The organism is Pseudomonas sp. GW823-FHT02F05 (assembly GCF_058797315.1).
Map to the genome: position 1 here is coordinate 19,860 of NZ_JBXAJM010000011.1, position 14,271 is coordinate 34,130.

The window sequence follows — 14,271 nt, forward strand, 5'->3', positions numbered from 1 at the left end:
GCGGCAGATTTTTAATCAGAGGCCAACATGTACATCTATCGTTTGGTCCTGCTGCTGGTCGTCGGGATCTACCTGTTCTCCCCCGCCATCATGGATTGGTGGATCGACGCCACGGGCGCCTGGTATCGCCCTTATCTGCTATGGCTGATCCTGATCGTCGTGACCTTCATCCTGCAGAGCCAAAAAGATGCCGATGAGCTTTAGTCTCACCCAGATGCTGCTGATCAGCGCCGCCTACCTGGCTGCGTTATTCGGCGTGGCCTGGATCAGTGAGCGCGGAATGATTCCGCGGGCGATCATTCGCCATCCGCTGACCTACACCTTGTCCCTGGGCGTCTACGCCAGTGCCTGGGCGTTCTACGGCACGGTGGGGCTGGCCTATCAGTACGGCTACGGCTTTCTCTCCAGTTACCTGGGGGTGTCCGGCGCGTTCCTGCTGGCGCCGGTGCTGCTGTATCCGATCCTGAAAATCACCCGGACTTACCAACTGTCCTCCCTGGCAGACCTGTTTGCCTTTCGCTTTCGCAGCACCTGGGCCGGCGCGCTGACCACCATCTTCATGTTGATCGGCGTGCTGCCGTTGCTGGCCCTGCAGATCCAGGCGGTGGCCGACTCCATCAGCATCCTGACCCGCGAGCCCGTGCAACATCGGGTTGCCCTGGCGTTCTGCGCGCTGATCACCTTGTTCACCATCTTCTTTGGTTCTCGCCATATCGCCACCCGCGAGAAACACCAGGGCCTGGTGTTTGCGATTGCCTTTGAGTCGGTCATCAAGCTGATCGCCATCGGCGGCGTCGGCCTTTATGCGCTTTACGGCGTGTTCGACGGGCCGCAACAGCTGGAGCTGTGGCTGCTGCAAAACCAGACCGCCCTCGCCGCCTTGCATACGCCATTGCAGGAAGGCCCATGGCGAACGCTGCTGCTGGTGTTCTTCGCCTCGGCGATCGTGATGCCGCACATGTACCACATGACCTTCACCGAGAACCTCAACCCGCGCTCGCTGGTCAGCGCCAGCTGGGGCTTGCCGCTGTTCCTGTTGCTGATGAGCCTGGCGGTGCCGCTGATCCTGTGGGCCGGCCTGAAACTGGGGGCCACCACCAACCCTGAGTATTTCACCCTGGGCATCGGTATTGCCGCCAACAGCCCGGCTCTGGCGCTGCTGGCCTATGTCGGGGGGTTGTCGGCCGCCAGCGGGTTGATCATCGTCACCACGCTGGCACTCTCGGGCATGGCGCTCAACCACTTGGTACTGCCGCTGTACCAGCCGCCAGCCGAGGGTAATATCTACCGTTGGTTGAAATGGACCCGACGCGCGCTGATCGTCGCGATCATCATGGCCGGCTACGCGTTTTATCTGCTGCTGGGCGCCGGGCAAGACCTGGCCAACCTCGGCATCGTCGCGTTTGTCGCCACCTTGCAGTTCCTGCCGGGCGTGTTGTCGGTGCTGTACTGGCCGACCGCCAATCGCCGTGGCTTTATTGCCGGGCTGCTGGCCGGGATCCTGGTGTGGACCGTGACCATGCTGTTACCGCTGGTCGGCAACTTGCAGGGCTTCTATATCCCGTTGCTGAACATGATTTACGTGCTGGACGACACCAGTTGGCACATGGCTGCCATCGCCTCGCTGGCCGCCAACGTACTGATGTTTACCCTGATCTCGCTGTTCACCAACGCCAGCGCCGAAGAAACCAGCGCCGCCGAAGCCTGTGCGGTGGATAACGTGCGCCGCCCGCAACGCCGCGAACTGCATGCGGCCTCGCCCCAAGAGTTCGCCACACAACTGGCCAAGCCCCTGGGTGCCAAGGCCGCACAAAAGGAAGTCGAACAGGCGCTGCGCGACCTCTACCTGCCATTTGACGAGCGCCGCCCCTATGCCCTGCGCCGCCTGCGTGACCGTATCGAAGCCAACCTGTCCGGGTTGATGGGGCCGAGCGTGTCCCAGGACATGGTGGAAACCTTCTTGCCCTACAAGGCCGGTGGCGAAAACTACGTCACCGAAGACATCCACTTCATCGAAAGCCGGCTGGAGGATTACCACTCGCGCCTCACGGGCCTGGCGGCCGAACTCGATGCCCTGCGCCGTTACCACCGCCAGACTCTGCAGGAACTGCCGATGGGCGTGTGTTCCCTGGCCAAGGACCAGGAAATCCTGATGTGGAACAAGGCCATGGAAGAACTCACCGGCATCGCCGCCCAGCGGGTGGTGGGTTCGCGCCTCAATACCCTGGGCGATCCCTGGAAAGAGCTGCTGCAGGGTTTCATCAACCTGCCAGACGAGCACTTGCACAAACAGCACTTGGCCCTCGACGGCCAGACCCGCTGGCTCAACTTGCACAAAGCGGCCATCGACGAACCTCTGGCGCCGGGTAACAGCGGCCTGGTGCTGCTGGTAGAAGATTTGACCGATACACAGATGCTCGAAGACAAGCTGGTGCACTCCGAACGCCTGGCCAGCATTGGGCGCCTGGCGGCCGGCGTTGCTCATGAAATCGGTAACCCGATCACCGGTATCGCCTGCCTGGCGCAAAACCTGCGGGAAGAGCGTGAAGAAGACGGGGAAATCACCGAAATCAGCGGGCAAATCCTTGAACAGACCAAGCGGGTTTCACGCATCGTCCAGTCGTTGATGAGCTTTGCCCACTCCGGCGCCCATCAGAATCAGGACGAAGCGGTGTGCCTGGCCGAAGTGGCCCAGGATGCCATTGGGCTGTTGGCCTTGAACCGGCGCAATTTCGAAGTACAGTTCTTTAACCTGTGCGATCCGGAGCATTGGGTCGATGGCGACTCACAACGCCTGGCCCAGGTGCTGATCAACCTGCTGTCCAACGCCCGCGACGCGTCGCCGGCCGGCAGTGCTGTACGCGTCAAGAGCGAGGCTTTCGAGCACACGGTCGACCTGATCGTGGAAGACGAAGGCAGCGGCATTCCACAGAACATCATGGACCGATTGTTCGAACCCTTCTTCACCACCAAGGACCCCGGTGAAGGTACCGGTCTGGGCCTTGCACTGGTCTATTCCATCGTTGAAGAGCATTATGGACAAATCACCATCGACAGCCCGGCTGACACACAAAGCCAACGCGGCACCCGTATCCGGGTGACCTTGCCGCGTCATGTCGAAGCGACGTCCGCTGTGAACTGAGACCGTCGAGAGAATTGAATCAATGCCGCACATTTTGATCGTCGAAGACGAAACCATTATCCGCTCTGCCTTGCGTCGCCTGCTTGAACGTAATCAGTACCAGGTCAGCGAAGCCGGCTCGGTGCAGGAAGCCCAAGAGCGATTCAGCATTCCCACGTTCGACCTGATTGTCAGTGACCTGCGCCTGCCAGGCGCCCCGGGCACCGAGCTGATCAAGCTGGGCCAGGGCACCCCGGTGCTGATCATGACCAGCTACGCCAGCCTGCGCTCGGCGGTGGACTCAATGAAGATGGGCGCGGTGGATTACATCGCCAAGCCTTTCGACCACGACGAGATGCTCCAGGCCGTGGCCCGCATCCTGCGTGACCGTGTGTCGGCCAGCAGTGCGCCTGCCGAGCCACGCCCCACCGGCAAGACCAGCGGCGCCGAAAAAACAGGTGCCAACAACAGCAATGGCGAGATCGGCATCATCGGCTCCTGCCCTCCGATGCAGGACTTGTACAGCAAGATCCGCAAGGTGGCGCCGACCGACTCCAATGTATTGATCCAGGGCGAATCGGGCACCGGCAAAGAACTGGTGGCCCGCGCCCTGCACAACCTGTCCAAGCGCGCCAAGGCGCCGATGATCTCGGTGAACTGCGCCGCGATCCCCGAATCCCTGATCGAATCCGAGCTGTTCGGCCACGAGAAAGGTGCATTCACCGGCGCCAGCGCCGGGCGTGCGGGCCTGGTGGAGGCCGCGGACGGCGGCACCTTGTTCCTCGATGAAATTGGCGAGTTGCCCCTGGAAGCCCAGGCGCGTTTGCTGCGCGTGCTGCAGGAAGGCGAAATTCGCCGGGTCGGCTCGGTGCAATCGCAGAAGGTCGATGTTCGATTGATCGCGGCGACACACCGTGACCTCAAGAGCCTGGCCAAGATCGGCCAGTTTCGTGAGGACTTGTATTACCGCCTGCATGTCATCGCGCTCAAACTGCCGGCCCTGCGCGAGCGTGGCGCCGACGTCAACGAAATCGCCAACGCGTTCCTGTTGCGTCAAGGCGCACGCATTGACCGCACCGACCTGAAGTTTGCCGCGGACGCCGAACAGGCGATCCGTCACTACTCGTGGCCAGGGAACGTGCGCGAGCTGGAGAACGCCGTCGAGCGCGCCGTGATTCTGTCGGAGAGCCCGGAGATTTCCGCCGAGTTGCTGGGCATCGACATTGAGCTCAGCGATCTGGATGACGACGACTTCATTGGCCTGTCCCCGCAGCAGGGCAGCGGTAGCAATACCAGCCATGAACCGACGGAAGATTTGTCACTGGAAGACTACTTCCAGCACTTCGTGCTCGAGCATCAGGACCATATGACCGAGACAGAGCTGGCACGCAAGCTGGGCGTGAGTCGCAAATGCCTGTGGGAACGGCGTCAGCGCCTGGGCATTCCGCGGCGCAAGACCGGGGTGGCCAGCGAAAGCTGAGGGTGCAGCCCCACAGGTAACACCTGCTGATGTGAAAAAACTGTTACCGCTGAATTTTCACGTAACAAAAGCCGGGGCTTACGGTAACGAAGCCCCGGCTTTTTTTTGGCCCTCAATCTGGCGAAACCAGCCCAAACCCCCGGTTTTGCTGGACGGCGCAAAAGTTGGCACGCACCCTGCTATATGCTTAGTACAAAAACAATAACAAGCTTTGTACAAGACAATAAAAATAAGACGAATCGACTCACGCATAACAAAAACAACACGGCGGAGGCGCAGCTAACTGATTCTTTTGGAGAGGCGTTGCATTTGGGGCTTGCCCCGCAACCAGGCCGAGAACAACAAAAACTGCCCTAAGGCAGAGCCTGAACTGGTTGGATCGTAGATCAGCAACACAGCGACCAAAGCAATCCGTTTGCTCTTGGCTCCCGATTGGGAGTGTCATGAAGGAAGCTTCGTGGCGAGGGCGATCAACAAAAACAAGAAGCCCGACATCAATAATAAAAATAGAGCACGCAACTACTTCTGGGGGAGCTTCGGCTCCCCTTGTAGTTTCCGGGATTTGACCTTCAAACGCTTATGGCGCAATGCCTTTAGCTTGTTCCTACACCATCCCCTGACTAAATGCTAGAATCCCCGCCCATCATGCGGTCATTCTTCGTTATGGCCGAACATTCCTTCAAACAGTGCATCCCATGCTGAAGAAGTTGTTCCAGTCATTCCGTTCTCCCTTGCGTCGAACGCAACACAAACGCAGCACGCCTGAAGTGCTCAATAGCAGCCAGCATTCGCTGCAGCGCGCTCAATTCAGCCGTTATGCAGTGAACATCGTCGAACGTTTGCAGAACGCCGGCTACCAGGCCTACCTGGTGGGTGGTTGCGTACGCGACATGCTGCTCAACATCACGCCCAAGGATTTCGACGTCGCCACCAGCGCCACGCCTGAACAAGTGCGCGCCGAGTTTCGTAATGCACGAATCATCGGCCGGCGCTTCAAGCTGGTGCATATCCACTTTGGTCGCGAAATCATCGAGGTCGCAACGTTCCGCGCCGGTCACCCGCAAAACGATGAAGAGGAGGACACTAACCAGTCTTCCCGCAACGAGAGCGGGCGCATCCTGCGCGATAACGTGTATGGCACCCTGGAAGAGGACGCGCAACGTCGCGACTTCACCATCAACGCCTTGTATTACGACCCGGTCAGCGAGCGCATCCTCGATTACGCCAACGGCGTACACGACATTCGCAACAACCTGATCCGGCTGATCGGCGATCCTACGCAGCGCTACCAGGAAGACCCGGTGCGCATGCTGCGTGCCGTGCGATTCGCCGCCAAGCTCAACTTCGGCATCGAAAAACACACCGCCGCGCCGATTCGCGAACTGGCGCCGATGCTGCGGGAAATCCCCTCGGCACGCCTGTTTGAGGAAGTGCTCAAGCTGTTCCTTTCGGGCTACGCCGCCGACACCTTTGAAATGCTGGTGGACCTGCAGTTGTTCGACCCCCTGTTCCCGGCCAGCGCCGAGGCCTTGGAGTACAACCCGACGTACACCCACACCTTGATCAGCGAAGCCTTGATCAACACCGACCTGCGCATCAAGCAGAACAAACCGGTGACCCCGGCGTTCCTGTTTGCCGCCTTGTTGTGGCCGGCCCTGCCCAAACGCGTACTGCGCCTGCAGGACCGTGGCATGCCGCCGATCCCGGCCATGCAGGAAGCGGCTCACGAGCTGATCGCCGAACAGTGCCAACGCATCGCCATCCCCAAACGTTTCACCATGCCGATCCGCGAAATCTGGGACATGCAGGAGCGCCTGCCACGCCGCAGCGGCAAGCGCGCCGATCTGTTGCTGGACAACCCGCGCTTCCGTGCCGGCTACGACTTCCTGCTGCTACGCGAAAGCGCGGGCGAGCAGACCGATGGCCTGGGCGAATGGTGGACCGATTATCAGGACGCCAATGACAGCCAGCGCCGCGAAATGATTCGTGAACTGGGCAGCAAAGGTGATAGCGCCGGCGAAGGCCCGAAAAAGCGTCGCCGCAGCGGCACCAAGCGTAAACGCAGCAGTGCCGATGCCTCGGGCGCTGCGGGCGAATAAACGTGGAACGTATCTACATCGGCATGGGCAGCAACCTGGCTGCCCCGGAGCAACAATTGCGCAGCGCGATCGAGGCGCTGGCGCAATTGCCTGGCACTCAGCTCGCCGGTGTGTCCGCCTTCTATCAAAGCGATTCACTGCTGCCCGGCCAGCCGCCCTACACCAACGCCGTTGCGGCGCTGGACAGTCACCTGCCGCCATTGGACCTGCTCGATGCGCTGCAAGCCATCGAAAACGATCAGGGCCGCGAACGCCTGGAACGCTGGGGCCCGCGCACCTTGGACCTGGATATCCTGCTGTTCGGTGATCGCCTGATCGATGAGCCGCGCCTCAAGGTGCCGCACTACCAGATGCATCTGCGCGCGTTTGTGCTGTATCCGTTGGCTGAGTTGGCGCCAGCCGACCTGCAGCTGCCTGACGGCCAGCGTTTGAGCGACCTGCTCACCGCCTGCCCGTTCGTCGGCCTGGAACGCCTACCTCAAGAATGACCCGGTCAATGTGGGAGCTGACTTGCCTGCGATGCAAGCGACCCGGTGTATCAGCCACACCGAGGTGATGCCATCGCAGGCAAGCCAGCTCCCACATTGGATTCAGTGCGGCCAAAACCCGTGCTCAACTTGCTGAATCGCGTCAGTAACAGCGGTAACACCGCCATCGTAACAATGCGGTAACACATCCAATTGACTTCCCGTGTCCTCCTCACGACTATAGGCGTCCCGCTGCCGCCAACCCGGCGCGACAGGGCGCAATCCAGGCCTTATAAGCACTGCTTTCAAGACAGTGCGCCTGTATAAACGAAGACTCACGCGCGTTACTCGCTGTTTCCAAGCGCCTGAACGAGGACCCTTTCATGCCAGACATTACCCTGACCACCTTGCAGAGCCTCAAGCTCAAAGGTGAAAAAATCACCATGCTGACCTGCTATGACGCCACCTTCGCCCACGCCAGCTGCCAGGCTGGCGTCGAAGTGCTGCTGGTGGGCGACTCCCTGGGCATGGTTCTTCAAGGGAATGACAGCACGCTGCCTGTGACCACCGATGAACTCGCCTACCACACCGCCAGCGTCAAGCGTGGCAACGATGGCGCCTTTATCATCGCGGACCTGCCGTTCATGGGTTACGCCACCCTTGAGCAAACCTTCCTGAACGCCGGAAAGCTGATGCAGGCCGGCGCGCACATGATCAAAGTCGAAGGAGCCGTGTGGCTGGCCGAGTCGATCCGGCTGCTGGCCGAGCGCGGCGTGCCAGTGTGCGCGCACATGGGCCTGACACCGCAGTCGGTGAATATCCTCGGTGGCTACAAGGTTCAGGGCCGCAATGAAGCCCAGGCCCGCCAGATGCGCGCCGATGCCATCGCCCTGGAACAGGCCGGTGCAGCGATGATTCTGCTGGAGTGCGTGCCTAGCGAACTGGCTGCCGAAATCACCCAGGCCGTCAAAGTGCCCGTGATCGGGATTGGCGCCGGTTCCGCCACCGACGGCCAGGTGCTGGTCCTGCACGACATGCTCGGCCTGTCGATCACCGGCCACGTGCCCAAGTTCGTGAAGAACTTCATGGCTGGCCAGGACAGCATCCACGCCGCCCTGAGCGCCTACGTCAGCGAAGTCAAAAACGTGACGTTCCCAGGCGTTGAACACGGATTCTCGGCATGAACACCGTTAAAACCGTCCGCGAACTGCGGGCTGCCGTAACCCACGCCCGTAGCGCCGGCAAGCGCATCGGCTTTGTACCCACCATGGGCAACCTGCACAGCGGCCACGCCACCCTGGTGACCAAGGCCGCGCAGCAAGCGGATTTCGTGGTGGCGAGCATTTTCGTCAACCCGCTGCAATTCGGTGCTGGCGAAGACCTGGACAAATACCCGCGCACGTTGGCCGCCGACCAGGAAAAACTCCTGCAGGCGGGCTGCAACCTGCTGTTCGCGCCCACGGTCGAGGAAATGTACCCCGATGGCATGAACGGCCAGACCCGCGTCAGCGTGCCTCAGCTGTCCGAAGGCTTGTGCGGCGCCAGCCGCCCAGGGCACTTTGAAGGGGTGGCCACGGTGGTCAGCAAGCTGTTCAACATGGTCCAGCCGGACATGGCCGTATTTGGCCAGAAGGACTACCAGCAGTTGGCGGTGATCCGCGCCATGGTCCGCGACCTGAACATGCCGATCCAGATCATCGGCGAGCCTACCGTGCGCGCCGAGGACGGCCTCGCGCTGTCATCACGCAACGGTTACCTCACCGAGGAGCAACGTGCGGTCGCGCCAGTGCTGTACCGCGCGCTCAGCCAGATCGCCACGGCCATCCAGGGCGGCGATCATGATTTTGCCAGGCTTCGCGCCGAGCACATTCAGCAGATTGAAGCCGCAGGGCTGCGCATGGACTACCTGGAAGTGCGCCAAGGCGTACATCTGCGCCCGGCCACGGCTGAAGATCGTGATGTGGTGATCCTGGTCGCCGCTTATCTGGGGGCAACACGCCTCATCGATAACCTGCACCTGAACCTCGCCTGACCCCCGCTTTACCCTCAACCTGTTGCCCCGACGGCTGTGCCGGTATAAAAAAGTACCGGCCACAGCGCAGACAAAGCCAAGACATATCCACACGCTAGGTTTAATGTAACTGCCCTGCGCTATGGTTAGCGCTGTCTGGAACCCAATCCTTGCGATAAGACTGGATGTTCCGGGCTTTGAAGTGTCCTAAAGGCAGTCCCCGTAATAAAAGGAAACCCGCAGCGATGGCGTACTACCGCACCCCTCATGACGTTACCGCGCTGCCCGCCTGGCAAGCGCTTGTTCAACATCGCCAAGCCATGCAGGATTTCAGCATGCGCGACGCGTTCAATGCCGATCCTCAGCGTTTTTCCCAGTTCACCTTGAGCAGCTGCGGACTTTTCCTCGATTACTCGAAAAACCTGATCACCAGCGAAACCCGCGACCTGTTGGTGGGCCTGGCCAAGGAAGTCAATCTCAAGGCGGCGATCGACGCGCAGTACGCTGGCGAACCGGTCAACTCCTCCGAGGGCCGCCCTGCCCTGCACACCGCCCTGCGCCGCCCGGTGGGCGACAAGCTGTCGGTCAACGGCGTGAACATCATGCCGGACGTGCACAAGGTGCTGAACCAGATCACTGACCTGGTCGGCCGTATCCACGACGGCCTGTGGCGCGGCTACACCGAGAAGCCGATCACCGACGTGGTGAACATCGGTATCGGTGGCTCATTCCTCGGCCCGGAACTGGTCTCCGAGGCCTTGCTGTCCTACGCCCATAAAGGTGTGCGTTGCCACTACCTGGCGAACATCGACGGCAGCGAGTTCCACGAACTGACCATGAAGCTGCGCGCCGAGACCACGCTGTTTATCGTCTCGTCCAAATCCTTCAACACCCTGGAAACCCTGAAAAACGCCCAGGCCGCCCGCGCCTGGTACCTGGCCCAGGGGGGCTCGGAAGCCGAGCTGTATCGCCACTTCATCGCCGTCTCGAGCAACAATGCCGCGGCCGTGGCTTTCGGTATTCGCGAAGAAAACATCTTCCCAATGTGGGACTGGGTCGGTGGGCGCTACTCGCTGTGGTCTGCCATCGGCTTGCCAATTGCCCTGGCTATCGGCATGTCCAACTTCAAGGAACTGCTGTCGGGTGCCTACACCATGGACCAGCACTTCCTGAACGCGCCGTTCGAAGCCAACATGCCCGTGCTGCTGGGCTTGCTGGGGGTGTGGTACGGCAACTTCTGGGGTGCGCAGAGCCATGCGATCCTGCCGTACGACCATTACCTGCGTAACATCACCAAGCATTTGCAGCAGTTGGACATGGAATCCAATGGCAAGAGCGTGCGCCAGGACGGCACGCCAGTGTCCACCGATACCGGCCCGGTGATCTGGGGCGGCGTAGGCTGCAACGGCCAGCACGCTTACCACCAGTTGCTGCACCAAGGGACTCAACTGATCCCGGCCGACTTCATCGTGCCGATCGTCAGTTTCAACCCTGTGTCCGACCACCATCAGTGGCTGTACGCCAACTGCCTGTCCCAGAGCCAGGCGCTGATGCTCGGCAAGACCCGCAGCGAGGCCGAAACCGAGCTGCGTGAGAAGGGCCTGCCGGAAGCCGAAGTACAGAAGCTGGCACCGCACAAGGTGATCCCGGGTAACCGTCCGAGCAACACCCTGGTGGTCGAGCGCATCAGCCCGCGTCGCCTTGGCGCACTGGTGGCTATGTATGAACACAAGGTGTTCGTGCAGAGCGTGGTGTGGGGCATCAACGCCTTCGACCAATGGGGCGTTGAACTGGGCAAGGAGCTGGGCAAAGGCGTGTACAACCGCCTGACCGGCGCCGAAGAAACCTTGGCCGAAGATGCGTCGACCCAGGGCCTGATCAACTACTTCCGCGGTCGTCACCGCGGCTGAAGCCGTTCATTCAAGGTCAACGTGCGTTTGGACGTTGGCCTTGAACCCTCCCGTCCCAGGGTGCATCTTTATGACTTGTCGCAAAAACAAGAATAAGGAGCGCTCATGTTCGATATCAGCACCTTTCCCACCGCCGATGCCGTCCGCCGGGCTGCGCAGCTCAGTCAAGAGGACTACCAGCGCCTCTATCGCCAATCCATCGACCAGCCAGACACCTTCTGGGCCGAACAGGCCAAGGGCTTTCTCGACTGGATAAAACCTTGGCACAGCGTGCAGCAGTCAGACATCCACACCGGTGCCGCCCAATGGTTTGCCGGCGGTCAGTTGAACGTCAGCTACAACTGCATCGATCGCCACCTGGCGCAACGCGCCGATCAGCCGGCCTTCATCTGGGAAGGCGACGATCCGTCAAAATCCTGCACGATTACTTACCGTCAACTGCACCAAAACGTCAGCCGTCTGGCCAATGTGTTGAAAAGCCGAGGCGTGAACAAAGGTGATCGGGTGTGCATCTACATGCCGATGATCCCCGAGGCGGCCTACGCCATGCTGGCCTGCACGCGAATTGGCGCAGTGCACTCGGTGGTGTTTGGTGGTTTCTCTCCTGACGCCCTGCGCGACCGCATCCTCGACGCTGATTGCCGCACCGTGATCACCGCCGACGAGGGCGTACGCGGTGGCAAGCCCGTGGCGTTGAAACATAACGTCGACAAAGCCCTGGCCAGTTGTCCGAACGTCAGCACGGTACTGGTAGTGGAGCGCACCGGGGCGAGCGTGAATTGGCACGAGGGCCGCGACCTCAAGTACCAAGCTGCCTTGGACGCCGCCAGCGACAACTGCCCACCCGAGCCGATGGACGCTGAAGACCCGCTGTTCATCCTCTATACCTCCGGCAGCACCGGCAAACCCAAAGGCGTGTTGCACACCACCGCTGGCTACCTGCTGCAAGCGGCGATGACCTTCAAGTACGTGCTCGATTACCAGGAAGGCGAAGTGTTCTGGTGCACCGCCGACGTGGGCTGGGTCACCGGCCACAGCTATATCGTCTACGGCCCGCTGGCCAATGGCGCCACCTCGCTGATGTTCGAAGGCGTGCCGAGTTATCCGGACAGCTCGCGCTTCTGGCAGGTCATCGATAAACATCAGGTGAATATTTTCTATACCGCGCCCACCGCCCTGCGCGCCCTGATGCGAGAAGGCCACGGCCCGCTGCAGAGTACATCCCGCGCCAGCCTGCGCCTGCTGGGCAGCGTAGGTGAGCCGATCAACCCGGAAGCCTGGGACTGGTATTTCAACGCCGTCGGCGAACAGCGCTGCCCGATTGTCGATACCTGGTGGCAGACCGAAACCGGCGGCATCATGCTCAGCCCGCTGGTCAGTGCCCAGCGCATCAAACCGGGCTGCGCGACACAGCCCATGTTCGGCGTACAACCAGTGTTGCTCGATGAACAGGGCAAGGAAATCAGTGGCGCCGGCAGTGGTGTACTCGCCATCAGATCAAGCTGGCCGGGGCAGATTCGCAGCGTCTACGGCGACCCGCAGCGCATGATCGACACCTACTTCAAGCCCTACCCCGGCTACTACTTCACCGGGGATGGCGCACGGCGCGATGAAGACGGCGACTACTGGATCACCGGGCGGATCGACGATGTGATCAACGTCTCGGGCCATCGCATCGGCACTGCTGAAGTGGAGAGCGCCCTGGTGCTGCATGATCAGGTCGCCGAAGCCGCCGTGGTGGGCTACCCCCACGACGTCAAGGGCCAGGGTATCTACGCTTTTGTCACCCCCATGAATGGCGTCGAACCCAGCGACGCGTTGAAAAAGCACCTGTTGGAATTGGTCAGCAAGGAGATTGGCAGCTTCGCCAAACCGGAATTGATCCAATGGGCCCCTGCCCTGCCGAAAACCCGCTCCGGCAAGATCATGCGGCGCATCTTGCGCAAAATCGCCTGTAACGAACTGGACAGCCTGGGCGACACCTCGACCCTGGCAGACCCCAGCGTGGTGGACGGTTTGATCGACAAACGCCTCAACCGATAGCGCCAGGATTATCCCCGGCCTGTGCAGGCCGGGGTTAGCTGTTAAACTTCGCGCCCCATTTTTCTTATTCATCAACCAGCAAGGCGCGCTCCATGACTCCCTTGAATCAGGCGCTGCGCGCCGCCCTCGATCACCGCCAAAACCTGATCAACACGCTGCACGCCCAGGGTACGGACTGCTATCGGCTGTTTCACGGCAGCCAGGAAGGCGCCGGCGGCTTGACCATCGACCGCTACGGCCCGCAATTGCTGGTACAAAGCTTCCACCAGTCCCTGGAAACTGCAGACCTGCTGGACCTGCACCAACTGATCAACCAATACATGGGCCTGGAATTGTTGCTGGTGTACAACGACCGTGCCCGCGGCAACTCGCGCATCGACCGCGAAGACACGGTGTACCGCGCGGAGCCTGGCGCCTTGGAAGACCTGGTCGGCCACGAGTGGGGCCTCAACTACCGTGTGCGCGGGCGCCACGCCGGGCAAGACCCACTGCTGTTCCTCGACCTGCGCAACACCCGGGGCTGGGTCAAGGACCACAGCGCCGGCAAAAGCGTGCTGAACCTGTTCGCTTACACGTGCGGTGTGGGTTTGAGCGCGGCAGCGGGCGGCGCACGCGAGGTGCGCAACCTGGACTTTGCCGAGGGCAACCTGGCAGTGGGGCGTGAAAACGGCCAGCTCAACCCGCAGTTGCCGAGCATGGAGTTTGTACAGTCCGATTACTTCCCGGCCATTCGCCAACTGGCGGGCCTGCCCATCACCCAGCGGCGCGGGCAGAAGCTGCCGAGCTATCCGCGCCTGGAGCAACGCCAGTACGACCTGGTACTGCTCGATCCTCCCGGCTGGGCCAAGAGCGCCTTCGGCACGGTCGATTTGTTGCGCGACTATCAAAGCCTGCTCAAACCCGCACTGCTGGCCACCGCCGACAATGGCGTGCTGATTTGCTGCAACAACCTGGCAAAGGTCAGCATGGAAGACTGGCGTGAGCAGGTGCTGCGCTGCGCAGAAAAAGCCGGGCGCCCGGTGCGCGAATGGCAGGTTATAACACCTGGAGCCGACTTTCCCTCCAGAGACCAACAGCCTCCGCTGAAGACGCTGATCCTGCATTTGTAGGAAGTTTCCCAGCGCCCACGGTTCTTCGGAA

General features: G+C 61.0%; 10 protein-coding genes. All 10 read left to right on the forward strand.

Going from position 1 to position 14,271, the window contains the following annotated elements:
* The first annotated feature begins 27 nt into the window (after positions 1-27).
* The 10 genes from AC1RAC_RS14500 to AC1RAC_RS14545 all read left to right on the forward strand — a co-directional run bounded on the left by AC1RAC_RS14500 (position 28) and on the right by AC1RAC_RS14545 (position 14,240).
* Positions 28-204 (forward strand): hypothetical protein, encoded by a 177-nt coding sequence (locus AC1RAC_RS14500; protein WP_003176118.1) that lies wholly within the window; start codon positions 28-30, stop codon positions 202-204.
* Positions 188-3,142 (forward strand): sensor histidine kinase, encoded by a 2,955-nt coding sequence (locus AC1RAC_RS14505; RefSeq protein WP_161975095.1) that lies wholly within the window; start codon positions 188-190, stop codon positions 3,140-3,142. Before AC1RAC_RS14500 ends, AC1RAC_RS14505 begins: the two co-directional genes overlap by 17 nt.
* A 22-nt stretch (positions 3,143-3,164) precedes the next feature.
* A complete protein-coding gene (locus AC1RAC_RS14510; protein WP_072448351.1) occupies positions 3,165-4,601 on the forward strand; it encodes a sigma-54-dependent transcriptional regulator in 1,437 nt (478 codons plus the stop codon).
* A gap of 695 nt (positions 4,602-5,296) precedes the next feature.
* Positions 5,297-6,700: a polynucleotide adenylyltransferase PcnB gene (locus tag AC1RAC_RS14515; protein WP_003194157.1), complete on the forward strand. Its 1,404-nt coding sequence runs from the start codon at positions 5,297-5,299 to the stop codon at positions 6,698-6,700.
* Between the two features lie 2 nt (positions 6,701-6,702).
* A complete protein-coding gene (folK, locus tag AC1RAC_RS14520) occupies positions 6,703-7,188 on the forward strand; it encodes a 2-amino-4-hydroxy-6-hydroxymethyldihydropteridine diphosphokinase (RefSeq protein ID WP_054917964.1) in 486 nt (161 codons plus the stop codon).
* A gap of 362 nt (positions 7,189-7,550) precedes the next feature.
* Positions 7,551-8,351: a 3-methyl-2-oxobutanoate hydroxymethyltransferase gene (gene panB, locus AC1RAC_RS14525; protein ID WP_034127012.1), complete on the forward strand. Its 801-nt coding sequence runs from the start codon at positions 7,551-7,553 to the stop codon at positions 8,349-8,351.
* Complete coding sequence (gene panC, locus AC1RAC_RS14530; protein WP_014719945.1) at positions 8,348-9,199, forward strand: pantoate--beta-alanine ligase; 852 nt, start codon at positions 8,348-8,350, stop codon at positions 9,197-9,199. Before panB ends, panC begins: the two co-directional genes overlap by 4 nt.
* Before the next feature lie 224 nt (positions 9,200-9,423).
* A complete protein-coding gene (gene pgi / locus AC1RAC_RS14535) occupies positions 9,424-11,088 on the forward strand; it encodes a glucose-6-phosphate isomerase (RefSeq protein WP_054917966.1) in 1,665 nt (554 codons plus the stop codon).
* Positions 11,089-11,193: 105 nt separating this feature from the next.
* Entirely contained in the window at positions 11,194-13,131 is a 1,938-nt protein-coding gene (gene acs, locus AC1RAC_RS14540; RefSeq protein WP_060764105.1) for an acetate--CoA ligase, read from the forward strand.
* Positions 13,132-13,223: 92 nt separating this feature from the next.
* The gene (locus AC1RAC_RS14545; RefSeq protein WP_492616687.1) at positions 13,224-14,240 is read left to right on the forward strand and encodes a class I SAM-dependent rRNA methyltransferase; all 1,017 of its coding nucleotides are present in this window, start codon (positions 13,224-13,226) and stop codon (positions 14,238-14,240) included.
* Positions 14,241-14,271 lie beyond the last annotated feature (31 nt).

Coding starts and splice junctions, on each gene's coding strand:
- panB (WP_034127012.1), top strand. CDS start 7,551: ATGCCAGACATTACCCTGACCACCTTGCAGAGCCTCAAGCTCAAAGGT.
- AC1RAC_RS14510 (WP_072448351.1), top strand. CDS start 3,165: ATGCCGCACATTTTGATCGTCGAAGACGAAACCATTATCCGCTCTGCC.
- AC1RAC_RS14545 (WP_492616687.1), top strand. CDS start 13,224: ATGACTCCCTTGAATCAGGCGCTGCGCGCCGCCCTCGATCACCGCCAA.
- panC (WP_014719945.1), top strand. CDS start 8,348: ATGAACACCGTTAAAACCGTCCGCGAACTGCGGGCTGCCGTAACCCAC.
- AC1RAC_RS14515 (WP_003194157.1), top strand. CDS start 5,297: ATGCTGAAGAAGTTGTTCCAGTCATTCCGTTCTCCCTTGCGTCGAACG.
- acs (WP_060764105.1), top strand. CDS start 11,194: ATGTTCGATATCAGCACCTTTCCCACCGCCGATGCCGTCCGCCGGGCT.
- pgi (WP_054917966.1), top strand. CDS start 9,424: ATGGCGTACTACCGCACCCCTCATGACGTTACCGCGCTGCCCGCCTGG.
- AC1RAC_RS14500 (WP_003176118.1), top strand. CDS start 28: ATGTACATCTATCGTTTGGTCCTGCTGCTGGTCGTCGGGATCTACCTG.
- AC1RAC_RS14505 (WP_161975095.1), top strand. CDS start 188: ATGCCGATGAGCTTTAGTCTCACCCAGATGCTGCTGATCAGCGCCGCC.